This window comes from Streptomyces sp. NPDC017991, from assembly GCF_044328075.1.
Classification (GTDB): Bacteria; Actinomycetota; Actinomycetes; order Streptomycetales; family Streptomycetaceae; genus Streptomyces.
Window position 1 is genome coordinate 324664 of sequence record NZ_JBIRGP010000005.1, and the last position, 23249, is coordinate 347912.

A 23249-nucleotide genomic window follows, 5' to 3' on the forward strand; every position below is an offset into this window, starting at 1 on the left:
CGGCGCGAATGTAGCGGTCTGTAAGCAACCGATCGCACACTTCGACGTTCATTCATCCGATCGTGTGAGGATTGCCCTCAGAGCTGACGCGCACGGACCGGACGTACAGTGGCGTGAGGCTTTACGAGCCTTACGGGACCGTTTACGGGCCCCACGAACTCTTGCAAGGGAGGCGCTTGCCGTGAGTGAGCTGCGGTTCGTCCGCATGGGTTTCGGTGCGGAGGCCGTCGAGTACCAGAAGGCCTGGGACGAACAGCGCCGTGTCCACACGGCCCGCTTCCAGGACGAGATCCCCGACACCTGTCTGCTCCTTGAGCACCAGCCGGTCTACACGGCCGGCCGGCGCACGGCGGACAACGAGCGGCCCCTCGACGGCACGCCCGTAGTCGACGTGGACCGGGGCGGGAAGATCACCTGGCACGGTCCGGGGCAGCTGGTCGGCTACCCGATCCAGAAGCTGCCGCGGCCGGTGGACGTCGTCGCCCATCTCCGACGCCTTGAGGACGCGCTGATCCGCGTCTGCGCGGAGTTCGGCGTCGAGACCAGCCGGGTGGAGGGGCGGGCCGGTGTCTGGGTCCTGGGCGACCCGGTGGATCAGCGGCCGGCGCTCGGCGGGCTCTCCCTCGACTTCGATCCCCGGCTGGCGGACGAGGAGTTCGACCCGCGGCTGAACGGGCCCGAGTACGCGCCCTCCAACGCCGGGCAGCGGCGTGAGGACCGCAAGATCTGCGCGATGGGGATCCGGGTGGCCAAGGGGGTCACCATGCACGGCTTCGCCCTGAACGTGAATCCCGACGTGTCGAGCTTCGACAAGATCATCCCTTGTGGGATCCGGGATGCGGGGGTCACGTCGCTGGCGCACGAGTTGGGGCGGGACCTCGGCATCGCGGAGGTGCTGCCGGTCGCCGAGCGGCACCTGGCGGACGTCCTGGGGAACGCGGAACTCTTGCCTCGGGCGGTCGAGGGGGCGGGGGTGTAGGGGTTTTTCTCGCCCCCGCCGCCCCTACCCGTTCCCGTCCACGCATGGGGGCTGCGCCCCTCGCCCCCATATCGCGCTTGCGCGCTCGTCCTCAAACGCCGGACGGGCTGGAAGGCGACGGACGGGCTGAGGCGCCCAGGGGCGCGGGGAACTGCGCAATCCTTGGGGCCCGCCCCCACCGGCCCCGCAGCCGAAGGTCCTCAGCCCGTCCGGCGCCCGAGAAAACGGGGGCTCGGGAGCCTGGGGGCAGTGACCCCCAGCCTTCGGGAATGCACCCCCCGTCCCGAAGGTTGCCCACCTCGGGGGCCGAGCACCGAACGGGCGTACCCTGGTGTACGCCGAAGAATCGAAGCTACAGGGAGCCGATGTGTCCGCAGTCGCACCCGACGGACGCAAGATGCTGCGCCTGGAGGTCCGGAACGCCCAGACCCCCATCGAGCGCAAGCCCGAGTGGATCAAGACCCGGGCGAAAATGGGTCCCGAATACACGAAGATGCAGAACCTCGTGAAGAGCGAGGGCCTGCACACGGTCTGCCAGGAGGCGGGCTGTCCGAACATCTACGAGTGCTGGGAAGACCGCGAGGCCACGTTCCTCATCGGCGGCGACCAGTGCACGAGGCGCTGCGACTTCTGCCAGATCGACACGGGCAAGCCCGAGGCGCTGGACCGCGACGAGCCCCGTCGCGTGGGTGAGTCCGTGGTCACCATGGACCTCAACTACGCGACCATCACCGGCGTGGCCCGCGACGACCTCGACGACGGCGGCGCCTGGCTGTACGCGGAGACGGTCCGCCAGATCCACCAGCAGACCGCGGACCGCGCCGAGGGCCGGACCAAGGTCGAGCTGCTGGCCCCGGACTTCAACGCCGAGCCGGCCCAGCTCGCCGAGGTCTTCTCCTCCCGCCCGGAGGTCTTCGCGCACAACGTGGAGACGGTCCCCCGCATCTTCAAGCGCATCCGCCCGGGCTTCCGGTACGAGCGTTCGCTGAAGGTCATCACGGAGGCACGCGACTACGGTCTGGTCACGAAGTCGAACCTGATCCTCGGCATGGGCGAGACCCGCGAAGAGGTCAGCGAGGCCCTGCGCCAGCTCCACGAGGCGGGCTGCGAGCTGGTCACCATCACGCAGTACCTGCGGCCCTCCGTGCGCCACCACCCCGTCGAGCGCTGGGTGAAGCCGCACGAGTTCGTGGAGCTGAAGGAGGAGGCCGACCAGATCGGGTTCTCCGGAGTCATGTCGGGCCCGCTGGTCCGCTCCTCCTACCGGGCCGGCCGCCTCTACCAGATGGCCATCGAGAAGCGCGGTTCGTACGTCGCCTCACAGGCCGTCTGAGCCGTATCGGCCGCCATCGGACACCCCGTCGGATGGCACGCGGTGCCAGCTGATCGTGTGAATCGGCGCACAAGTGGCTACTCACCAGTAATGGCCTGTACGACGCGGTCCTGAGCGTCCCCGCAGATGGGGGCCACCTCAGGGCTGCGTCAAGGTTTCAGGCCCGCGCATCAAGGCTTCATCGGCGTTTGACCGGTCGGTCACGCCCTGGTAACACCATTCAGTGACCCTGGTCCTACACCCCGTAGAGCCACCCCCGTAGAGCCTTAGCCAGAGCCGCCGTCCCGAGGGGGGACCCCCATCATGCAGGCCGCGCCCGTACGCGCCACAGCGATCCCGTCGTTCACCGATGCACTCCGTGCCGTCGAGTCCCTGCTCCTGAGCAGTGGCCAGCGCACCGCCCGTCGCAACGCCTGGACGTCCGTCCTTGAGGACCGTCGCCGCGCCAAGGACCGCGTCGAGACACAGCGCGCCGTGGAGCAGTCCTTCGCCACGCACCTCTGAGCGACACCCGCCTCCGAGTGTGGACGCGTGCGCGCACGTGGGTCGTTCCGGCCCCGTGACGAAGGCCGACCCGGCACCGCCGTCGTCGGCGCTCCCGCCGACACGTAGACTTCACGGCATGGCGAGGAAGGAACCCGCAGCGGACGCTGCGAACCCCGGGCGACTCAAGCAGATCGCTCTGACTTACAAGATGACCCGCAAGGCCGACAAAAAGATCGGTCTTGTACTCGCGGCTGTCGGAATCGTCACCCTTGGTGTCTTCCTCGCGATCGGCTTCTGGATCGGTCACCCGATCTATCTCGGCATTCTCGGCCTCCTGCTCGCCTTCCTCGCGTCGGCGATCGTCTTCGGGCGCCGGGCCGAGCGGGCGGCCTTCGGCCAGATGGAGGGCCAGCCGGGCGCGGCGGCGGCGGTGCTCGACAATGTCGGGCGCGGCTGGACGACGACTCCGGCCGTGGCGATGAACCGCAGCCAGGACGTGGTCCACCGGGCCGTGGGCAAGGCCGGCATCGTGCTGGTGGCCGAGGGCAACCCGAACCGGGTGAAGAGCCTGCTGGCCGCCGAGAAGAAGAAGATGGCCCGCATCGTCGCGGACGTGCCGGTGCACGACATCCTCGTCGGCACGGGCGAGGGCCAGGTCGAGCTGAAGAAGCTCCGCACCACGATGGTGAAGCTGCCGCGCGTACTGACCGGCCCGCAGGTCACCGCGACCAACGACCGGCTGCGCGCACTGGGCGACCTGATGAGCAACATGCCGCTCCCCAAGGGCCCGATGCCCAAGGGAATGCGGATGCCGCGCGGCGGGAAGATGCGCTAGCGGCACACCTGAGCTCCACTGGAACGGGGCGTTCCGGAATCACCGACGGTTCCGGGGCGCCCCTTTCCCATGCCCGCGCCCGAAGGCGGGCGGCGCGGTCAGATCCTGACCTCGACCGTGTTGGCCAGGCGGTCGTGCAGCCCGCGTCCGTCGCGGTCCCAGATCAGGGCCGGGAGCGCGAGGCACAGCAGGACCGTGCGCAGCAGCGCGCGCAGCGGGTTGACCGTACCGGTCCGCAGGGCGAGGACCCGCAGGCCGAACAGCCGCTTGCCGGGTGTGAAGCCGAGCGTGCCCACGGTCAGTACGCTCGCGACGAAGAAGATGAGCAGCGCCCAGTTCCCGGTCGCCTGGCCGTAGCCGTCGGTGATCAGGCCGTATGCGATCAAGGTGCACAGGCCCCAGTCGACGGCGAGGGCGCCCAGGCGCCTGCCGGGGCGCGCGATGGAGCCGGGGCCCGACTCGGGCAGGCCCAGCTGCTCTCCGCGGTATCCGAAGTCGGCACCGGCGTCCTCCGCGGCCGCGCGGGGTCCGGACAGCCACGATCCGATTGCTTGCCTGTTGTCCACCCGTCCACGGTACTGCGACCGTTTTGCCATGCGGACGGGTGGGGTACACCGGACCTCGTCCGGTTAACTTGGGCGAAACAAATGGGTCACGCTGGAGAAATCACCCGTCTTTAAGGTCGGGCTCAGCGTGTGCCACCGCACTGGCCGCACGAACGAACTACCACCCCGGTCCGAAGTGAGCGGGAGTAGGAGGAGCTGGATGTTCCAGAACGCCGACGAGGCCAAGAAGTTCATCAAGGACGAGGACGTCAAGTTCGTCGACGTCCGCTTCTGCGACCTGCCGGGTGTGATGCAGCACTTCACGATTCCGGCGGAGGCCTTCGACCCGACCGAGGAACTGGCCTTCGACGGTTCCTCCATCCGCGGCTTCCAGGCCATCCACGAGTCCGACATGGCGCTCCGCGCCGACCTGTCCACCGCGCGCGTCGACTCCTTCCGCCGCGACAAGACGGTCAACATCAACTTCTTCATCCACGACCCGATCACGGGTGAGCAGTACTCCCGTGACCCGCGCAACGTGGCGAAGAAGGCCGAGGCGTACCTCGCGTCGACCGGTATCGCCGACACCGCGTTCTTCGGCCCCGAGGCCGAGTTCTACGTGTTCGACAGTGTGCGCTTCGACACCAAGGCGAACGAGGCCTTCTACCACATCGACTCCGAGGCCGGCGCCTGGAACACCGGTGCGATCGAGGACAACCGCGGTTACAAGGTCCGCTACAAGGGCGGCTACTTCCCGACCCCGCCGGTCGACCACTTCGCCGACCTGCGTGCGGAGATCTCCCTGGAGCTGGCCAAGTCCGGTCTCCAGGTCGAGCGCCAGCACCACGAGGTGGGCACGGCCGGCCAGGCCGAGATCAACTACAAGTTCAACACGCTGCTCGCCGCGGCCGACGACCTCCAGCTCTTCAAGTACATCGTGAAGAACGTGGCCTGGCGCAACGGCAAGACCGCGACCTTCATGCCGAAGCCGATCTTCGGTGACAACGGCTCGGGCATGCACATCCACTCGTCGCTGTGGGCCAACGGCGACCCGCTGTTCTACGACGAGGCCGGTTACGCGGGCCTGTCGGACACCGCCCGCTTCTACATCGGCGGCATCCTCAAGCACGCCCCGTCGCTGCTGGCCTTCACCAACCCGACGGTGAACTCGTACCACCGTCTGGTCCCCGGCTTCGAGGCCCCGGTCAACCTGGTGTACTCGCAGCGCAACCGCTCCGCGGCCATGCGTATCCCGATCACCGGCTCGAACCCGAAGGCCAAGCGCGTCGAGTTCCGCGCGCCCGACTCCTCCGGCAACCCGTACCTCGCCTTCTCGGCGCTGCTGCTCGCGGGCCTCGACGGCATCAAGAACAAGATCGAGCCGGCCGAGCCGATCGACAAGGATCTCTACGAGCTGGCGCCCGAGGAGCACGCGGGCGTGGCGCAGGTCCCGACCTCGCTCCCGGCCGTCCTCGACCGCCTTGAGGCCGACCACGAGTTCCTGCTCGCCGGCGACGTCTTCACGTCCGACCTGATCGAGACGTGGATCGACTTCAAGCGCACGAACGAGATCGCCCCGCTGCAGCTGCGTCCGCACCCGCACGAGTTCGAGCTGTACTACGACGTGTGATCGATCCGGCGCCGCCCGCTGACCGGTCGGCGCCGTCGGCACGCGGAACGCCTCGCGGCTTGATCGGAGCCCCGCCATCGCCCCTCGGGCAGTGGCGGGGCTTCGTCACTTCTTGACGTTCCACGGGCGTTCGCGGCTGTAGCGGCGTTCCCACCTGGCCATGCGGTCGCGGCGCCGGCGGTACGAGTGGTAGTCGCTGTCCATGCGGGTCGCGGAGCTCGAACCCGAACCCGGACCCGAACTCGAACCACCGCCCGACGACGGGCCGGGGGCACTCTGGTCCACTCGGACGTGGCGGACGTAGAGATAGATCAGGGCGGCTGCGGCGAGCCACCAGACGGGGCTGTTGAACCCCAGGACTACCAGGACCAGGATCGCCGAAATGATCAAGGTACCCATGGCGGGTCTCCTTGTGCGTGGGTGATGGTGGGACCTTGAGCTGTCCGACGCGGTAGCGGACCGTGCACCGGGCCGTCGGTGACGTCGAGAGTAGTCCTCAGGATGCCGGGCGATCCCTGTCCGGCGGAAACGAATAACGGCCGGGTCCGCTTACGAGCAGTCACAAAACAGCCCGGGGTCAAGCGAAATCGTCACAGAGGGGAACAATGAGGGTGCTTCGGAGTGAGTAAATCTGCGTCCGGGGCCACCGCGCTCCTCGCCCCCTCCCCCGTCCCGGCTCCCGGCCCCGGCCCCCGGTCGAAGCCGGAGCCAGGGACAATCCGAGAGAATCCGAGAACGGGCCGGACAGGGGGAACGGTATGAGCGGGCAGCGGTACATCGGGGTGGCCGAGCGGCGGGCTCGGCTGGCCGTCGGGCAACGGCTGGCCGGGGCCGCCCGGGCGAGCACTCCCGAGGAGGTCGCGGCCTCGCTGGTGGCGCTGCACGGGACGGATCCGGCGAGCGTCCATCTCGCCGTGGGGGCCCGGCTCACCGATGCGGCAAGGACCGTACCGGAGATGGAACGGGCTCTGTACGAGGACCGGACGCTGATCCGGATGCACGGCATGCGGCAGACCGTCTTCGTGTTCCCCACCGAGCTCGTTCCGGTCGTGCACGCGTCCACCGGACTCGCCGTGGCCGCGCGGGCGCGCGCCTCCCTGGTCAAGGACATGGCCCAGGTCGGCGCTCCCGACGCGGAGTGGCTCGCGGAGGTGGAGACGTCCGCGCTGGCCGCGCTGGCCCGGCGCGGTGAGGCGACGGCCGCCGAACTGGCCCGCGAGGAGCCCCGGTTGAGGGAGCAGTTCGCGTACGCGCCGGGCAAGGGTTACGAAGGAGTGCACACCGTTTCGTCGCGGCTGCTGCGTGTCCTGGGGATCGAGGGCCGGGTCGTACGGGGCCGGCCGCTCGGGTCGTGGACGTCCACGCAGTTCCGGTGGGCCGCGGCTCCCCCGTGCGCCGAACTGCCCGTCGCCGAGGCCCAGGCGGAGCTGATCCGGCGCTGGCTCGCCGCGTGCGGGCCGGCCACGGAGGCCGACCTCAAGTGGTGGACCGGGTGGAAGGTCGGCGACGTACGGCGGGCGCTGGGCGCGGTGCGAGCGGTGACCGTCTCGGTGGACGAAGGCGTGGCGTACGTGCTCGCCGACGCGGTGGAGCCGGCCGAGGCCGTCGAGCCGTGGGCCGCGCTGCTGCCCGGCCTGGACCCGACGGCCATGGGCTGGCGGGAACGGGACTGGTACTGCCCGCCCGGGCTGCGGCCCGCGCTCTTCGACCGCAGCGGGAACATCGGGCCGACCGTCTGGTGGGACGGGCGGATCGTGGGCGGCTGGGCCCAGCGCCCCGACGGCGGAATCGCCTGGCGACTGCTGGACCTGGACGGCGAGGACGCGGACGGCGAGGGTACGGGGGCCGAGGCCTCGGAAGCGATCCAGAGGGAGGCGGACCGGCTGCGGTCGTGGATGGGGCCCACCCGGGTCACCCCCCGCTTCCGGACGCCGCTGGAGCGGGAGTTGGCGTCCGCCTGAGCGCGTAGAACCACGCCGACGCGCCGCCCGGGACGCGGGCGGCGCTACGGGCGTGGGCTCAGCGGGCGTACCTCATCAGAGCCCGGACCATGTGGCAGGTCGTGTCCGACGGGGGGTGTACGCCTATGAGTGCGGCCGTGCCGCGGATCGTGTCGTTGTGGGCTTGCCTGGGTACGTAGACGCCGGAGTCGAGGAGGGCGATGGCCAGCCGCATCGCCTTGAGGCGGCGGTTGTGCGTGACGTACCACTCACGCGGGCGCCCCGGTGGCAGCGGGCGCTTCTCGACGGGCTGGTAGGGCAGGTCGAGCTGGACCGCCCTCCTGGCCGTGGACTGGGTGGGCAGCGGACTCAGTGCGGCAGCGGGCACAGGCATCCTCCTGTCGCGGTCAGGGCACCGGCCGGCCTCTCCGGCGGCACCCTCGAACACTGCTTCTATTCTACTGCCGCCCACTGACAATCGCCCCTGGCCACAGGCGTTTTGGGGGTGCCGTGACAAGTGAGTGGCACGGTGTTCCCACGTACCTTGTGCGGCATGGAGATCTGGATCAATCCGGCCTGTTCGAAGTGCCGCGGCGCCATCGGCCTGCTGGACGCGGAGGGGGCCGGGTACACGGTCAGGCGCCATCCGGAGGACGTGCCGAGCGAGGCCGAGATCCGGGACGTCCTGGATCGGCTCGACCTTGAGCCTGGGACATCACCCGGACCCAGGAGGCCGAGGCGAAGGAGCTGGGGCTGAAGGAGTGGGCCCGTGACGCCGGTTCGCGGGAGCGGTGGGTCGCGGCGCCGGCCGGGCATCCCCGGCTCATCCAGCGGCCCGTCATCACCGCGGAGGACGGGACCGCCGTCGTCGCGCGGACGGACGAGGCGGTGCGGGACGCTCTGGGCCGGCGGCGGTCCTGACTGCCCTCGCCGCCCTCGCCGCCCTCGCCGCCCAGGGGTCAACTGCCGTGTGATCCACGTTACTCAAGTGACTCGTGTCAATCACTGAGCAAGTCTGTTCGGTATCTCGTACATAACGGCGAACGGCCGCCGCCAGGGGCGGCCGGGGACAGGAGCCGTTGATGTCGCGCAGAAGAACTCTCGGGACGAAGAAGAAGATCGCCCTGCTGGTGAGCGCCGCCGCGGTGGCCGGTGGTGGGGCCTTCGCCCTGGCCGCCACATCGAACGCGACGCCGGCCACGAACTCCGCGCAGCCCTCCACGAAGTCCTCCGTGGTGTGCGACGGACTGGCCACCGCCCTCGGCAACAACGAGAAGTTCATCGAGGGACAGCGCACCGCTCCGGACGCCCAGTCCGAGGCGCGGATCGCCAACCGCGAAGCGGTCATCGCCCAGATCAAGGTGCAGCAGGAGGCCTCCGGGTGCACGGTCGGCGAGTCCGACGCCAACGTGGGTGAAGGGGCCGGAGCCGGTGCTGGGGCAGGGACCGAGGCACCGCCCGCCGCGTCCGCCCCCGCCGGGCAGCCGTCGCAGGCCGCGTCCGCCCCCGCCGCCGGAGGCGACGCCGCCGCGGTCGGCGAGCAGGTCTGCAACGGGTCCACGGTCACCCTCTCCGGTGAGGCGGGCGCGCCCGCCGCGTCCAGCAACCAGTTCCCCGCCGGTACGAAGCTCAGGGTCACGAACCTGGACAACAACAAGTCCACGACCGTGGAGGTCACCTCGGTCTCCGGCAGCTGCGCGCTTCTCAACAACGAGGCGTTCGAGCAGGTTCGCGAGCCCGGCAAGTTCCTGATCCGCAAGGCCCTCATCGAGAAGGTGGGCTGACGGCCCCCACCGGCCCCCACCGGACCGCTCCGTTCCAGCCACTCCGTCCCGCCCGCTCCGTTTCGCGTCGGGTGGCGGCCCCGGCCGCCACCTGTCCGAAACCCATCGCATACGAGTCGGGGACGCTCTCCGTGGGTGACCCGCACCACAGAGGCGTCAGGTAACACGGGGTTCACATCCGGGCAATGATCGGGAAACTGCCTGTTGACAGGCTTCGGGCATCCTCCGCGGCGCCCCGGTGCCGCAGCGCCGCAGCTCCCGCACTGCGCTTAGAGACCCACCCCGAAGGATGTGGCCCGTGACCTTCAAGGCTGAGTACATCTGGATCGACGGCACCGAGCCGACGGCCAAGCTCCGTTCGAAGACGAAGATACTGGCCGACGACGCGAAGGGTGCGGAGCTGCCGATCTGGGGCTTCGACGGGTCGTCCACGAACCAGGCCGAGGGTCACGCCTCGGACCGTGTGCTCAAGCCGGTCGCGACCTTCCCGGACCCGATCCGCGGCGGTGACGACATCCTCGTCATGTGCGAGGTCCTCAACATCGACATGACGCCGCACGAGTCCAACACGCGTGCCGCGCTCAGCGAGGTCGCGGAGAAGTTCGCCGCTCAGGAGTCGATCTTCGGCATCGAGCAGGAGTACACCTTCTTCGACGGCGAGCGTCCGCTCGGTTTCCCCGTGGGCGGCTTCCCGGCCCCGCAGGGCGGCTACTACTGCGGCGTCGGCGCGGACGAGATCTTCGGCCGCAAGATCGTCGAGGCGCATCTGGACAACTGCCTCAAGGCCGGTCTCGCCATCTCCGGCATCAACGCCGAGGTCATGCCCGGGCAGTGGGAGTTCCAGGTCGGCCCGGTCTCGCCGCTGGAGGTCTCCGACCACCTGTGGGTGGCCCGCTGGCTGCTCTACCGCACCGCCGAGGACTTCAACGTCTCCGCGACGCTGGACCCGAAGCCGGTGAAGGGCGACTGGAACGGTGCCGGTGCGCACACCAACTTCTCCACGAAGGCGATGCGCGAGGGGTACGAGGCGATCATCACCGCGTGCGAGTCGCTGGGTGAGGGCTCGAAGCCGCTCGACCACGTCAAGAACTACGGCGCGGGCATCGACGACCGGCTGACGGGGCTGCACGAGACGGCTCCGTGGAACGAGTACTCGTACGGTGTGTCCAACCGTGGTGCCTCGGTCCGTATCCCCTGGCAGGTCGAGAAGGACGGCAAGGGGTACATCGAGGACCGGCGTCCGAACGCGAACGTCGACCCGTATGTGGTGACTCGGCTGATCGTCGACACGTGCTGTTCCGCGCTGGAGAAGGCTGGGCAGGTCTGAACCGGCCGTTCTGCTTGAGGGGGCGCTCACCTGCGTGGTGAGCGCCTTTTCGCGTCCGCGGGGGGGACATGGGGGTTTGTGGGTGCGTGCGGGTCGGTGGGGGCCGTTCGCGCAGTTCCCCGCGCCCCTTGGGTGGGGGCCGTTGCCCGCGCCCCCTGGGTGGGGGCCGTTGCCCGCGCTCCTTCGGGGTGCTCCGGCTGTCGGGGTGTCCGGACAGTGAGAGGAGGCTGATGTTGCGGGGCTGTGTCTGCTTCAATGGGTGCATGGCCAGCTTCCAGGAGTGCATCGCTACGGGTCGTCACGACCTTGAGCCCTTCTGGCCTTCCCGTCAGCACCACGACTTCGACCGGGTGTGTTGTCGCGCGACGAACGCGCAGGCCCTCTAAAGCCGTACACCGGCCTTCGGCCAGCGCGCACGACGTACGTCCTCGACGACCTCTCGCGCGAAAAGAGCTGACCTCCCATGGCGAACACCCGCTCCTTCTCCTCCGTGGCCACCGCCACCTCCCCGGCCCCGTCCACCGGCTCCGCACGCCATCGGCTGCGGGCCGTCGACCGGGACGAGGTGGTCGACGTCACCGACTTCCTGCCGCCGGGCGCCACCTGGCTGCCCGCTCCCCCGCACACCCTGCCCACGCTGCCGGGCCACCCGCCGATGATCGGGTACCTGGTCCTCGTACCCGCCGACCAGCCCTCCCTCCTGCCGGTCGCCGTACCGGAGGCGGAGACGGAGACCGAGGCGGCGGCCGGTGACGACCTGCCCGTGCGGGTCGACACCGTCCAGCGCACCGCCGAGGTCGACGGGCGCCCGCTCGACCTCACGTACCTGGAGTTCGAGCTGCTCGCGCACCTGGTGGCGCATCCGCACCGGGTGCACACCCGCGACCAGCTGGTCACCACGGTGTGGGGCTACGGACACGTGGGTGACGGCCGGACCGTCGACGTCCACATCGCCCGGCTGCGCCGCAAGCTCGGCGCGGAGCACCGCGACACCATCAGGACCGTGCGGCGCGTCGGCTACAAGTACGCGCCCGCCACGGGCAGTTGATCCACCCGGGCGGCGGGACGGTTTGCCTACGGGCAGAATTGCGTTCCGCCGCCCGGCCGGTCGGGGCAGAGTCCCCTCCATGAGACTTCTGATGCTGGGTGGTACGGAGTTCGTGGGGCGGGCCGTCGTGGAGGCGGCGCTGGGGCGCGGCTGGGACGTGACCGTCTTCCACCGCGGCCGGCACGACCCGCCCGCGGGCGTACGTTCGCTGCACGGCGACCGCACCGCGCCCGACGGACTCGCGGCCCTCGCCGAGGACGGACAGGGCCCCGAAGCCGAATGGGACCTCGTGGTCGACACCTGGTCGGGCGCCCCCCACGCGGTCCGGGACGCCGCGCGACTGTTGAAGGACCGCGTCCGGCGGTACGTGTACGTGTCGAGCTGTTCCGTGTACGCGTGGCCGCAGCCGGCCGGCTACGACGAAACCGGCCCGCTGGTCGAGGGTGCCTCCCCCGACGCCGGACAGACCGACTACGCGCGTGACAAGCGCGGTGGCGAGCTGGCCGTGCTCGACGCCTTCGGCGAGGAGCGGACGCTCCTGCTACGGGCCGGTCTGATCCTCGGCCCGTACGAGAACATCGGCCGGCTGCCGTGGTGGCTCACCCGTGCGGCCCGCGGCGGGCCCGTGCTCGCGCCGGGCCCCCGTGAACTGCCCCTCCAGTACATCGACGTCCGCGACCTCGCCGAGTGGACGCTGGGGGCCGTGGAGGGCGGCAGCGGGACGCAGGGCGGGGCCAGTGGGGCGTACAACCTCATCAGTCCTTCCGGGCACGCGACCACACAGGCACTGCTCGACGCGTGTGCGCGGGTCACCGGCGGGCGGGCCGAACTCCGGTGGACCGAGCCCGAGGTGATCCTGGCGGCCGGTGTCGAGCCCTGGACGCAGCTGCCCGTGTGGGTGCCGCCGGACTCCGAGCTGCACGCCATGCTGCACCGCGTCGATGTGTCGAAGGCGGTACGGGCCGGACTCCGCTGCCGCCCCGTCTCCGAGACGGTGGCCGACACCTGGAACTGGCTCCAGGACATCGGCGGTGTCCCGCCCCGGCGGCCCGACCGTCCCGTGGTCGGACTCGATCCCGCCGTGGAGGAGAAGCTCCTTCGCGGCTGAGGTCCGTCGGGTGGGAAAGGCAGGGGGTGGTGCTGGCACCACCCCCGTCCCGGTGGCTCGGCCCCCTGACCACGGCGGCGGGGTGGGCGAGACTGAGGGCATGGACACCAACGGGGACCGCGGGGATCACGGGGATCACGGGGAGAACATGGCGGGCGGCCGGGCGCGTACCGCCGCCCTCGACGGAGTGCGGGCTCTGCTGCTGGCCGTCGTGGCGACGGCCGGGTCGATCGTCCTCTTCGTGCTCTCCGTCGTGTCGATCGTGCTCGTGCCGCTGGGCATCGGCATCGTCACGACGCCCTGGATACTGGCCGCCGTACGCGGCTTCGCCGACTGGCGGCGGCTGCTGGCGGCCCAGTGGGGCGGGGTGCGCATCCCGCCCGCGTACCGGCCCGTCCCGAAGGACGCCAATCCGTGGGGGCGGTGCTTCCATCTGCTCGGCGATCCGGCCGTCCGGCGGGACCTCCTGTGGCTGCCGGTGGACATGACCGCGGGCTTCGTCACCGCGCTGCTGCCCGCGGCGCTGCTCGTCTACCCCTTCGAGGGGTTCGCGCTGGCCGCCGGCCTGTGGCGGGTCTTCACCGACGGCACGTACGTCGGCTGGTGGTACGGATTCGTGCCGGTCGGCGGGCAGCTCAGCGCCCTCGCCGCGGGGGCCCTGGGCGCCGCCCTGCTCGTCGTCGGCCTGTATACGATCCCCTTCCTGCTGCGCGTCCACTTCCTGCTGACCCGGTCCGTCCTGGCGTCCGGGCAGGGCGAACTCGCCCAGCGGGTGCGCGTACTGACCGAGACGCGGCGCGACGCCGTCGACACCTCCGCGGCCGAACTGCGCCGAATCGAGCGGGATCTGCACGACGGGGCCCAGGCTCGGCTGGTCGCGATGGGCATGGACCTCGGCACGATCGAGGCCCTGATCGAGAAGGACCCGGCGAAGGCCAGGCAGCTGGTCGCGCAGGCCCGCCGGTCCTCCGCCGAGGCCCTCACCGAACTCCGGGACCTCGTACGCGGCATCCATCCCCCCGTGCTCGCCGAGCGCGGACTCGGGGACGCCGTACGGGCGTTGGCGCTGCGGATGCCGGTCGCCACGGAGGTCGGCGTGGACCTGCCCGGCAGCCTCGGGGCACCGGTGGAGTCGGCGGCGTACTTCGCCGTCAGCGAGGTCCTCACCAACGCGGTCAAGCACTCGGGTGCCGAGCGCGTCTGGATCGACCTGCACCACACCCCGGAGCACGGCGGCATGCTGCGGATCTCCGTCACCGACGACGGCAGGGGCGGCGCCGTGACCGGTACGGGTTCGGGACTCTCCGGGGTCGAACGGCGACTCGGTACATTCGACGGCGTCCTGGCCGTCAGCAGTCCCGCGGGCGGTCCCACCATGGTGACCATGGAGATCCCTTGCGAGTTGTCCTAGCCGAAGACCTGTTCCTGCTACGGGACGGTCTGGTCCGGATGCTGGAGGCGTTCGACTTCGAGATCGCCGCCGCCGTCGAGAGCGGGCCCGAACTGACGCGGGCGCTCGCGGAGTTGAACCCGGATGTCGCCGTGGTCGACGTACGGCTGCCGCCCTCGCACACGGACGAGGGCCTGCAGTGCGCGCTGGCGGCGCGCCGGGCCAGACCCGGGCTGCCGGTCCTCGTCCTGTCCCAGCACGTCGAGCAGTTGTACGCGCGTGAGCTGCTCGCCGACGGGGTCGGCGGGGTCGGATATCTGCTGAAGGACCGGGTGTTCGACGCCGAGCAGTTCATCGACGCGGTGCGGCGGGTGGCCGCGGGCGGCACGGCGATGGATCCGCAGGTCATCCAGCAGTTGCTGGCGCGGCGGCAGGGCGACGGCCGGCCCCTGGGGCGGCTGACACCTCGCGAGCTGGAGGTTTTGGAACTGATGGCGCAGGGCAGGTCGAATGCGGCGATCGCGGGCCAACTCGTGGTCACGGAGCGGGCGATCGCCAAGCACACGTCCAACATCTTCCAGAAGCTCGACCTGGATGTCTCGGGCGACGACAACCGTCGCGTCCTGGCTGTTCTCGCCTATTTGGACCAGGGTCGGTGAAAGGGTTCATAAGCAGGGGGAACAAGGACGGGCCGGAAGCGTTCCCGAGTTTCATTCCCGTTCATCCCCACTGAATGATATTCAATAATTCCCACTCAACTGCCGTGGTTTCAGGGGTGTCTGGGCCCCTTGCGGCAGGATTGCGCCACGGAACTCCCATCAATTTCTGAGGCCTCTGAACGCCCCAGGAACCTCCTCCGTATTGAACGGAGCCGCTTCACCTCCTGCCGGGCGCCTCGATGCCCCCGCAAGGAAGCCAGAGGGAGTTCCATGGGACGCACGAACCGAAAACGCCGCTCCACGCTCGCCAACCGGGCGATAGCCGCATCGGCGGCTCTCGCGCTGGGTGGCGGCGGTCTGCTTGCGGCCAACATCTACGCTTCCGCGGGCGAGAGCAAGAACTCGACGCGGAACGCGCAGACGACCGCCGCCTCGGTGGCCACGATCAAATGCCCGGACGTCGGCCAGAAGCTGACCTCCGTTCCCAAGCGCGCCCGCGCCGGTGTCGACAAGGAGCTGGCCAAGCTCGACCAGCAGGTCACGGAGGCCTATAAGCGTCTTGCGGACACCCGCCAGGCTCAGGCGGGGGACCCCGCCTACGTCAACAACGCCATCCTGAGCCCTCTGAAGTCCAAGCGTGTTGCCACGATCGACAGGATCAGCAACAACATCAAGCGCGCGGGCGGCAAGGGTCCGAGAGGAGGCGGCAAGCTCGCGAACTGCCAGGGCGTGCCTGCCGAGACGCCCGCCGGTGGGGGCCAGGGCAACAACGGTGGTCAGGCCGGCAACAACGGCGGCCAGGCCGGCGACGGCGGTCAGGCCGGTAATGGCGGCCAGGCCGGCAACGGCGGCGGCCAGGGCGGCGACGGCGGTAACGGCGGTCAGGCCGCCAACGGGCCCGTGGCAGCCGACTTCCAGGACATCACCCAGGTCCAGCCGAACGGCGGCCCCAAGGGTGTGGGCGCGAACGGGCTTCCCGCGAACGGGGACACCGGTTCCACCGGCACCTTCACCACGAGCTGCGGCACCAACGAGAACGAGCTCCGCAACTCGGACAACGTGATCGTCGCTCCGGGTGTCAGCAACGGCGCCCAGCACCAGCACGACTACGTCGGCAACCAGTCCAACGACGCTTTCGCGAGCGACGAGGACCTGGCCGCGGCGGAGACCACCTGCCAGAACCAGGGCGACAAGTCCTCGTACTTCTGGCCGGTGCTGCGTGTGCAGGACGGCAAGGACGACATCGACGCGGACGCCGCCGGTGGCGGTCAGGACGGCAACGTCGGCACGATCCAGCAGGCCAGCGAAGCTCAGCTGAAGTTCGTGGGCAACAAGAAGAGCGATGTCGTCGCCATGCCGACGGCCCTGCGCATCATCACCGGTGATGCCAAGGCCTTCGTCAACGGCCTCAACAACGCCAACACGAACTGGAGCTGCACCGGCTTCGAGGACCGCCAGCTGACGGACAAGTTCCCGATCTGCCCCGAGGGCAGTTCCGTGGTGCGCACGTCCAACTTCCAGAGCTGCTGGGACGGCCAGAACATCGACAGCGCCAACCACCGCACCCACGTGTCCTTCGTCCAGGCGGACGGCACCTGCGGCAACGGTTTCCAGGCCATCCCCCAGCTGCAGGTCCGTCTCGTCTACGACGTGGCGGCCCCGCAGATCGAGGGTGACCAGATCACCAACGCCTTCGCGGTGGACTCCTTCCCGGACCAGCTGCACAAGCCGATCACCGACCACAACGACTTCATCAACTTCTTCGACGAGAACGAGATGAACGAGGTCGTGGACTGCATCAACAGCGGACAGAACTGCACGTAGTCCTTACGTGGCACCTGAACGTTGAGCACGAGGAAGCCGGCGGTGGGAATTCCCACCGCCGGCTTCTGTCTGTCCTGAACCCTCGTGGCCGATCCGGAGCCGTTCGGCGGGGTCAGCCCTTGTGACTGTTGTGGCTGCCGCCCGGGTTCATGTGCTCGGAGCCTTCCTCCATGGTCCCGCCGAGCCGGCCGCGCAGTGCGGTGACCGTCTTCTTCTCCCCGACGGCGACCCACTTGCGGCCCACGAGGTAGTAGCCGCCGTAGTCCTTCGCCCCGGTCAGCCACTCGGCCTGACCGCGGTCGGTGGCGAACGTCGCGAGGACGTACTTCTTGCCGGAGCTCTTGCAGATGGCCTGCCGGATCGTGTCCGCGTCCGTCTGCATGTTCGGCTTGCAGCCCGCCTCGCTCGCGATGTGCTCCAGGCTCCCCGTCGCGGTCTCGGGAACCTTCTTCTCGCCGCCGCCGTCGGAGCCGCAGCCGGTCATCGCCAGGAGTGCCACGACCGCCCCGGCCGTGCCGACCGCGAGCCTCTTGCCCGTAAAACTCATTACGTCCGTACCTCCGGGTCCATTCCGGCGACAAGCCTCGCCGGGGCCGTGCGCCCACGCCTGCGGAAGCCCTCGCAGGGGCCCCGCTCTTCGATACGGCTCCCGCACGCTCCGCGCTCAACCGACGACGGCACGAGTGACCGATTCCGTCATACAGGCACCACGGGGCACGTGACAGTGACCTGCGCCACAGAAGCGGTTGCTTTTGATTGGCGCACGTGTGCGAGGGTGAGCGCGTGACGACAGAGGACAGTACGACGAACAGGGCAACGGACCGCACGGCCGGCAACACGGCTGACGGCGCGGCGGACTGGGACGAGCGGGTGGCCGCCGCCTGGGCCGGCTTCGAGGCCGATCCGGAGACGGACGCGGCGGACTTCCGAGCGCTGATCGACGCGCTCGTCGCCGAGTTGCCCGCCGACAGCCCGGTCGCCCCCTTCGAGCGGGCGTGCGCCTGGGACTCGACGGGCCACTCGGACAACGCCGTCCCGCTGTACCGGGAGGCCCTGGCACTGGGCCTCGACGGCTACCGGGGCCGGCGCGCGAAGATCCAGCTGTCCAGCTCGCTGCGGAACCTCGGCCGGCCGGAGGAGGGTGTCAAGCTCCTCTCCCCCGAACTCGTGGGCGTGACCGACGAGTTGGACGACGCCGTACGGGCGGCTCTCGCCCTGTGCCTGGCGAGCCTGGGCCGCGAGCGCGAAGGCCTCTCGCTCGTCCTGGGCGCCCTCGCCCCTCATCTGCCGCGCTACCAGCGGTCCATGGCGAACTACGCGCGGCTGCTGGTGGAGCCGGAGGGATAGGACACGACTGGTGACTCCCGGTGGTGTCGGGGCGGTCCAGGTGACCATCCACCGATTCGCTCGTTCTGCTGAACGTGCAGTCACAGGATGTCGCCCCGCGCCCCCGCCCCGCATCAGCCGCCGCCCCCGGGCCGGTGGTCGACATCGAGCAGGCCGAGGCCGTGCTCGTCGAGCACTACCCGCGGCTCGTCCGGCTCGCCTACCTGGTGCTGCCGCCGAGCCTCGGCCGCAACCGCCGGGTGCTCACGGCGCACGCGCTCACCCAGCGCACCCTGCCCCGCGGCCGGGCCTCCGGCGACTCCGCCGTCCTCCCGGCCCAGAAGACCGCCGCCGAGGGCCGTGACAGCGACCCCGGGTACGCGTACCTGCGGCTGCGCGTCCTGCGGACGGCGCTGGAGGCCGGCCGGCCGTTGACCTTCCGGGCCTGGCCCACCCGGGCCCAACTGCCGCCGCTGCTCCCGCAGGTGTGGGGCCTGCGGCTCTTCCCGCGCTCGGGCGGAGCCGACGAACTCGCCCTGGACCAAAGGCTGTCGGCCCTGTCCGCCCCGGCCCGCGCCGCCTTCGTCCTGCGCGGTCTTGAGCGGCTGGCCGACGCGGACGTCCGCAGGGTGCTGGCCGCGGCCGGCGAGGAGGACCCGGCCGCCGCCCTCGCCGAGGCGGACGCGGCGGGCACGGCGGGCACGGCCGAGGGCGCCGACGCGCTGCTGACCTCCCCCGAGTTCGACCCGTGCTCGCTGCAGGCCCGGCCCACCGATCTGATGCGCCGCCGCCAGCACGTCAAGGCGGCGGTCGCCGCGATCGCCGCGGTCGCCGTGTGCGGGGCGCTCCTCGGCATGCCCGGTGACGGCTGGGGCCCCGAGGGCGCCGCCGCGCCGCCGTACGCGCGGAACCCGGCGGCCCAGGCCGCCCTGGACCCCGGGAAGCTCACGCTGGTCCCGGCGGCGGCGTGGGAGTCGTCCGCGCGCACCGACTTCTCCGTATGGCCCGCGCGCGGCGAACTCACCGGCGACAAGGCCCTGCTGCGCCGCGCGCTCGCCGTCTGGGCGCGGCCCGGCGGGTCCGTCCAGGTCTCGGCGACCCCCGGCACCCCTTCGGGCGCCCCGCCGGGACCGCCCCAGCTGCTGTACGCGGGCGAGGTCGACCAGAGCCGCGTGGTGCTGCTGTACGACGGACTGCGGATCGCGCGGTACGCCGAGGCGAAGGACGGCGGCACACAGGGCGCCGCCCTCGACTTCGCCCGGGTCGACGGCGCCACGGGAGCCGACGCCGACGCGGTGGTCCTGGGCCGCACCGACGGCAACGTCCGGTATCTGACGGCACCCTGGGTGCGTACCGCCGTCGTGCGCGACCTGCTGAAGTCCGCCGCGGGTGCGCCCGGCGCAACCGGCACGTCCGGTACGACGCGGCTGGCGCGCTCGGCGGACGGGGTGACCGAGCCGTTCGCGAGCCCGGCCCTGCAGACCGGCGAATGCCGTTCCTGGAACGTCCTGGAGCTGACGGACCGGACCGGGACCCGTATGTCGACCGACCTCGGCGAGCTCACGCCCGTCCGGCTCACCTCGGGCCGTCCCGGGCGGCCCGGCGACGCCTCCGCGGCGGACTGGTCCCCACTGGCCTGCTCCCTCGCGGACGCCCGCGGCCAGGGGGTGCGCTCGGTGAACTCCTGGAGTTACGCCCGTCAACCCCTCCCCGACGGGAGCGGCAGCGCGGAGTGGCTGTGCACCCGCGCGGACACCTGGCGCGGCGGGGGCCCGCGGGTGCTCGCCCAGTTCCACGCGCCGGGGCAGCGGTACGGGGCGGTCGCGGCGAAGGCCGACAACGCGTCCGCGTGCGGCGCGAAGGACCCCCACGTCCTGGCGGGCGTGCTGTGGAAGTCCGTCAAGGGCGACTGGTACCTCCTCGCCGCGGGCGGCAAGGACACGGCGTCGATCCGGGCGACGGGCGGTGTCAGCGGGACGGCGCGGAGCAATCTCCTCGCCGTGCGGGCCGAACAGGGCGCGCGGGCCGAGTTGAAGGGCACGCTGAGCAGTGGAAGGGAGATCAGCGGGCTCCGCTGAACGGCCCCGGGTACCGGCTCCGAGTACCGGCCCGTTCGAGGCCGGTTCCGATCGGTTCGATCGGTAAGGTGTTCATATGACTACCGGGGTGCGACGCAGAATGGGCGTCGAGGAGCGACGGCAGCAGTTGATCGGCGTCGCTCTCGACCTGTTCAGCCGGCGCTCGCCGGACGACGTGTCCATCGACGAGATAGCTTCCGCCGCGGGCATCTCACGGCCGCTGGTCTACCACTACTTCCCGGGCAAACTCAGCCTGTACGAGGCCGCGTTGAAGCGTGCCTCGGACGATCTGGCGGAACGTTTCGTTGAGCCGCTGGAAGGTCCGCTGGGGGCGCGGCTGCTGCGCGTGATGCGGCGGTTCTTCGACTTCGTCGACGAGCACGGGCCCGGTTTCTCGGCGTTGATGCGGGGCGGCCCCTCGGTCGGGTCCACCACGACGAACGCCTTGATCGACGGGGTGCGGCAGGCGGCGTATCTGCAGATCCTGTCGCACTTGCGGGTGGAGCGGCCGCCGGCCCGGCTCGAACTCGTCGTCCGGTCCTGGATCTCGCTGGCGGAGGCGACCGCTCTGATCTGGCTGGACGGTCGCCGGATTCCGCGGGGGGAGCTCGAAGTTCAGCTGGTGCATGACTTCGCCGCGCTGGCGGCGGTGAGCGCGGCGTCGGATGCGGAGATGGCGGCGATCCTGCGGGCCGCCTTGTCCCAGGAACCGACCGAAAGCCCGTTCACGGACCTGGTGAGCCGCTTGGTGGCCCTGGCCGACTGAATCCCTGCGGCCCGGTGGGGGCTGGTCGCGCAGTTCCCCGCGCCCTTCAAGGGCAAAAGCAGGGGCGCAGCCCCGCTTTTGAGGGGCGCGGGGAACTGCGCGAACGGTCCCCACCGGCCGACACGGTGAAGTCAGCCCGCGGGACCCGGACGTCAGTCCACGGACTTCTGGTACGACGGGTCGAGGTCACGGACCTCCGCGGAGACATGCAGAGCGAGACCGTCGACCGCCTTCACATGCGCCCGCACAAGCTCCAACGCCCCCGCCGTGAGCGCCGACTTCACCCCGGCCGAGCGCCCCGGCAGCAGCGCCACCCCGACATGCACCAGCGCATGCCCCGCCGCGTCGGCCCCCACGACGATGTCGTCCACGACCCGGAACCGGGACTTGCACGCCTCGATCCTCGCGGCGGCCGTCTCCACCACCATGGTGTGCAGCGCGGCAGCGAACCCCTGCCGGTCGAAGGCGTCGCCGAGCGACGCGGAGTAGTCGACGGTGATCTGCGGCATGGGCACTCCTGTTCGGGGGGAAAACAACCCTCACCCTAGCCTCAGGGCGAGCAGCGCGATGTCGTCCTCCCGGTCATGGCCGAAGCAGTCCAGGAGCGTGTCGCACAGGGCGTCCAGACCGGGCAGCGCACCGGCGGCGGCGGCTCGGAGGTGTTCCATCGACGCCGCCAGATCCGTACCCCGCGTCTCGATCAGCCCGTCGGTCACCATCAAAAGCCGGTCGCCCGCTTCGAGGAACAGCTCGGTCGGCGCCGGATGGGGCAGCCCCACCCCGAGCAGCGGCCCGGCGGCCTTCGCGTAGTCGGCCGTACCGGTGTCCCGGATGATCAGCGGCGGGATGTGGCCGGCGTTCGCGATACGGGTGCGCCCGGTGGCGGGGTCGATCAGGGCCAGGCAGACCGTGGTGGTGATCCCGGGGTGGTAGTACCGCAGCATCCGGTCGAGGCGCTCGGCCAGCACGGCCGGGTCGCTCTCGTCGACGCAGTAGGCGCGCAGCGCGTGCCGGATCTCGACCATGACGGTGGCCGCGTCCAGCGAGTGGCCCACGACGTCACCCACCGCGGCCAGCACTCCGTCGTCGGTGCGCAGTGCCGCGTAGAAGTCGCCGCCGATCTCGGTCTGCTGCGAGGCGGGCACGTAACGGACCGCGACGTCGATGCCCGGCAGTTCGGGCAGCCGGTGCGGCTGGGGGAGGAAGCTGTGCTGGAGGGTGAGGGCGACATGCCGTTCGACCTGGTACATGAGCAGGGGCTCGGCGGCGTACGCCGTGGCCTGGGCGAGCCGGGCCACCAGGGTCTCCTCCTCCGGATTCAGCCTGCGCACCCCGCGGGTGGGTGTGGCCAGGCACACCGAGGCCTTGCCCTCCTGCGTGAGGATCAGCGCCAGCCGGGCGTCGTGCTGTACGCCGGGCCGGAAGAACCCGGCGGGCCACAGCGGCGCGGGCACCGTGGTGATCTGCACCCCGGACTGCCCACGGGTGAGCCGCCGGAGCAGTCCGGCCACGGTCCGGTGGGCGCCCTCGTCGGGCAGCGCCAGTGAGGTGCGGTCCCGCGAGAGGGCGCGGTACAGCTCGTCGTCCGGGCCGAGGAAGAAGACGGCGGCGGGCCCACCGGTGAGCCGCGCGGTGCCGTTGGCGGCGGCCTCGGCGAGTTCCTGGAGGTTACGGGCCGCCTGGATGGTGACGATCGTCTCCGACAGCAGCGTCAGCCGCCGGGCCAGTGCCTGGTCGTCGGCCCGCAGCCGCGCGGAGCGCACCGCGGCCCGGACCACCGCGTCGATCTCCTCGGGCTCGGCGGGCACCGCCAGATACGCCTCCCCGCCCGCCTCAAGACCCCGGCACCGGTCGCCCGGGCTCATGGCGGAGGCCGAGAAGTGCACGACGGGCAGGCCGGCCATGTGCGGGCGGGCCTTGATCCGGCGGCAGAGTTCGAAGCCGTTCATGTCGGAGAGGTCCACGTCGACGAGGGCCACGTCGGGGAGGGTTCCCCTGCGCAGCCGTGCGTCGAGTTCGACGAGCGCCTCGTTGCCGGTGGCGGCCGGGACGACCTGGTGTCCGGCCCGGCGCAGCAGGGCACCCATGGCGTACCGGCCTGCCGCCGTGTCGTCCACGAGCAGTACGGTCGCGTCTGTTCGCTTGCCGTGGACGTCCATCTGCCAGCCCTTGGACACGCCGGTGGGGCGGC

22 protein-coding genes and 1 pseudogene are annotated in these 23249 nt (G+C 70.7%); 17 read left to right on the forward strand and 6 right to left on the reverse strand.

Annotated features, from left to right (window positions below; all coding sequences use genetic code 11):
• Positions 1-181: 181 nt before the first annotated feature.
• From lipB to ACH4DZ_RS17745, 4 genes are all read left to right on the forward strand, one after another.
• Complete coding sequence (lipB, locus tag ACH4DZ_RS17730; RefSeq protein WP_398288040.1) at positions 182-979, forward strand: lipoyl(octanoyl) transferase LipB; 798 nt, start codon at positions 182-184, stop codon at positions 977-979.
• Positions 980-1346: 367 nt separating this feature from the next.
• Positions 1347-2312 (forward strand): lipoyl synthase, encoded by a 966-nt coding sequence (gene lipA, locus ACH4DZ_RS17735; protein WP_398288041.1) that lies wholly within the window; start codon positions 1347-1349, stop codon positions 2310-2312.
• 303 nt (positions 2313-2615) lie between these two features.
• Entirely contained in the window at positions 2616-2816 is a 201-nt protein-coding gene (locus tag ACH4DZ_RS17740) for a hypothetical protein (RefSeq protein ID WP_398288043.1), read from the forward strand.
• A 118-nt stretch (positions 2817-2934) separates the two neighbouring features.
• Positions 2935-3633, forward strand: coding sequence for a DUF4191 domain-containing protein (locus tag ACH4DZ_RS17745; protein ID WP_189776609.1), 699 nt, complete (start codon positions 2935-2937; stop codon positions 3631-3633).
• A gap of 98 nt (positions 3634-3731) precedes the next feature.
• Here the strand turns inward: ACH4DZ_RS17745 and ACH4DZ_RS17750 are convergent, their stop codons facing one another.
• Entirely contained in the window at positions 3732-4199 is a 468-nt protein-coding gene (locus ACH4DZ_RS17750) for an RDD family protein (protein WP_398288044.1), read from the reverse strand.
• 199 nt (positions 4200-4398) lie between these two features.
• Here ACH4DZ_RS17750 and glnA point away from each other — a divergent pair, with 199 nt between their 5' ends.
• Positions 4399-5808 carry a type I glutamate--ammonia ligase gene (glnA, locus tag ACH4DZ_RS17755; protein WP_398288045.1) on the forward strand — a complete coding sequence of 470 codons (1410 nt, stop codon included), beginning with the start codon at positions 4399-4401 and terminating at the stop codon, positions 5806-5808.
• Between the two features lie 105 nt (positions 5809-5913).
• Here the strand turns inward: glnA and ACH4DZ_RS17760 are convergent, their stop codons facing one another.
• Positions 5914-6207, reverse strand: coding sequence for a hypothetical protein (locus tag ACH4DZ_RS17760; RefSeq protein ID WP_398288046.1), 294 nt, complete (start codon positions 6205-6207; stop codon positions 5914-5916).
• Between the two features lie 359 nt (positions 6208-6566).
• Between ACH4DZ_RS17760 and ACH4DZ_RS17765 the strand changes: the two genes are divergently transcribed.
• Positions 6567-7769 (forward strand): winged helix DNA-binding domain-containing protein, encoded by a 1203-nt coding sequence (locus ACH4DZ_RS17765; RefSeq protein ID WP_398288047.1) that lies wholly within the window; start codon positions 6567-6569, stop codon positions 7767-7769.
• Positions 7770-7827: 58 nt separating this feature from the next.
• On the opposite strand, the gene ACH4DZ_RS17770 is transcribed toward ACH4DZ_RS17765, so the two are convergent.
• The gene (locus ACH4DZ_RS17770) at positions 7828-8136 is read right to left on the reverse strand and encodes a hypothetical protein (protein WP_398288048.1); all 309 of its coding nucleotides are present in this window, start codon (positions 8134-8136) and stop codon (positions 7828-7830) included.
• 165 nt (positions 8137-8301) lie between these two features.
• Here ACH4DZ_RS17770 and ACH4DZ_RS17775 point away from each other — a divergent pair.
• The 8 genes and pseudogenes from ACH4DZ_RS17775 (at position 8302) to ACH4DZ_RS17810 (ending at position 16888) form a co-directional block, all read left to right on the forward strand.
• Positions 8302-8669, forward strand: a pseudogene (locus ACH4DZ_RS17775) (ArsC/Spx/MgsR family protein).
• Between the two features lie 161 nt (positions 8670-8830).
• The gene (locus tag ACH4DZ_RS17780; protein ID WP_398288049.1) at positions 8831-9532 is read left to right on the forward strand and encodes a hypothetical protein; all 702 of its coding nucleotides are present in this window, start codon (positions 8831-8833) and stop codon (positions 9530-9532) included.
• A 298-nt stretch (positions 9533-9830) separates the two neighbouring features.
• Positions 9831-10859: a glutamine synthetase gene (gene glnII, locus ACH4DZ_RS17785; RefSeq protein ID WP_398288050.1), complete on the forward strand. Its 1029-nt coding sequence runs from the start codon at positions 9831-9833 to the stop codon at positions 10857-10859.
• Between the two features lie 463 nt (positions 10860-11322).
• Positions 11323-11907 carry a winged helix-turn-helix domain-containing protein gene (locus ACH4DZ_RS17790; RefSeq protein WP_398288051.1) on the forward strand — a complete coding sequence of 195 codons (585 nt, stop codon included), beginning with the start codon at positions 11323-11325 and terminating at the stop codon, positions 11905-11907.
• 79 nt (positions 11908-11986) lie between these two features.
• Complete coding sequence (locus ACH4DZ_RS17795) at positions 11987-13015, forward strand: NAD-dependent epimerase/dehydratase family protein (RefSeq protein WP_398288052.1); 1029 nt, start codon at positions 11987-11989, stop codon at positions 13013-13015.
• Positions 13016-13115: 100 nt separating this feature from the next.
• A complete protein-coding gene (locus tag ACH4DZ_RS17800) occupies positions 13116-14426 on the forward strand; it encodes a sensor histidine kinase (RefSeq protein ID WP_398288053.1) in 1311 nt (436 codons plus the stop codon).
• Entirely contained in the window at positions 14411-15064 is a 654-nt protein-coding gene (locus ACH4DZ_RS17805) for a LuxR C-terminal-related transcriptional regulator (protein ID WP_398288054.1), read from the forward strand. The genes ACH4DZ_RS17800 and ACH4DZ_RS17805 overlap by 16 nt, the downstream gene beginning before the upstream one ends.
• 270 nt (positions 15065-15334) lie before the next feature.
• On the forward strand, positions 15335-16888 hold the full coding sequence (locus ACH4DZ_RS17810; RefSeq protein WP_398288055.1) for a DUF1996 domain-containing protein: 1554 nt from the start codon (positions 15335-15337) through the stop codon (positions 16886-16888).
• A 112-nt stretch (positions 16889-17000) separates the two neighbouring features.
• Here ACH4DZ_RS17810 and ACH4DZ_RS17815 read toward each other — a convergent pair whose 3' ends face one another.
• A complete protein-coding gene (locus ACH4DZ_RS17815) occupies positions 17001-17435 on the reverse strand; it encodes a hypothetical protein (protein WP_398288056.1) in 435 nt (144 codons plus the stop codon).
• Positions 17436-17758: 323 nt separating this feature from the next.
• Here ACH4DZ_RS17815 and ACH4DZ_RS17820 point away from each other — a divergent pair, with 323 nt between their 5' ends.
• The 3 genes from ACH4DZ_RS17820 to ACH4DZ_RS17830 all read left to right on the forward strand — a co-directional run bounded on the left by ACH4DZ_RS17820 (position 17759) and on the right by ACH4DZ_RS17830 (position 21058).
• On the forward strand, positions 17759-18235 hold the full coding sequence (locus tag ACH4DZ_RS17820) for a tetratricopeptide repeat protein (RefSeq protein WP_398288311.1): 477 nt from the start codon (positions 17759-17761) through the stop codon (positions 18233-18235).
• A 74-nt stretch (positions 18236-18309) separates the two neighbouring features.
• Positions 18310-20292 (forward strand): hypothetical protein, encoded by a 1983-nt coding sequence (locus tag ACH4DZ_RS17825; protein ID WP_398288057.1) that lies wholly within the window; start codon positions 18310-18312, stop codon positions 20290-20292.
• 76 nt (positions 20293-20368) lie between these two features.
• The gene (locus tag ACH4DZ_RS17830) at positions 20369-21058 is read left to right on the forward strand and encodes a TetR/AcrR family transcriptional regulator (protein WP_398288058.1); all 690 of its coding nucleotides are present in this window, start codon (positions 20369-20371) and stop codon (positions 21056-21058) included.
• Positions 21059-21210: 152 nt separating this feature from the next.
• Here ACH4DZ_RS17830 and ACH4DZ_RS17835 read toward each other — a convergent pair whose 3' ends face one another.
• Together ACH4DZ_RS17835 and ACH4DZ_RS17840 are read right to left on the reverse strand one after the other, a co-directional pair.
• A complete protein-coding gene (locus ACH4DZ_RS17835) occupies positions 21211-21567 on the reverse strand; it encodes a 5-carboxymethyl-2-hydroxymuconate Delta-isomerase (RefSeq protein ID WP_398288059.1) in 357 nt (118 codons plus the stop codon).
• Between the two features lie 30 nt (positions 21568-21597).
• Entirely contained in the window at positions 21598-23217 is a 1620-nt protein-coding gene (locus ACH4DZ_RS17840; RefSeq protein WP_398288060.1) for a SpoIIE family protein phosphatase, read from the reverse strand.
• Between the last annotated feature and the right edge of the window lie 32 nt (positions 23218-23249).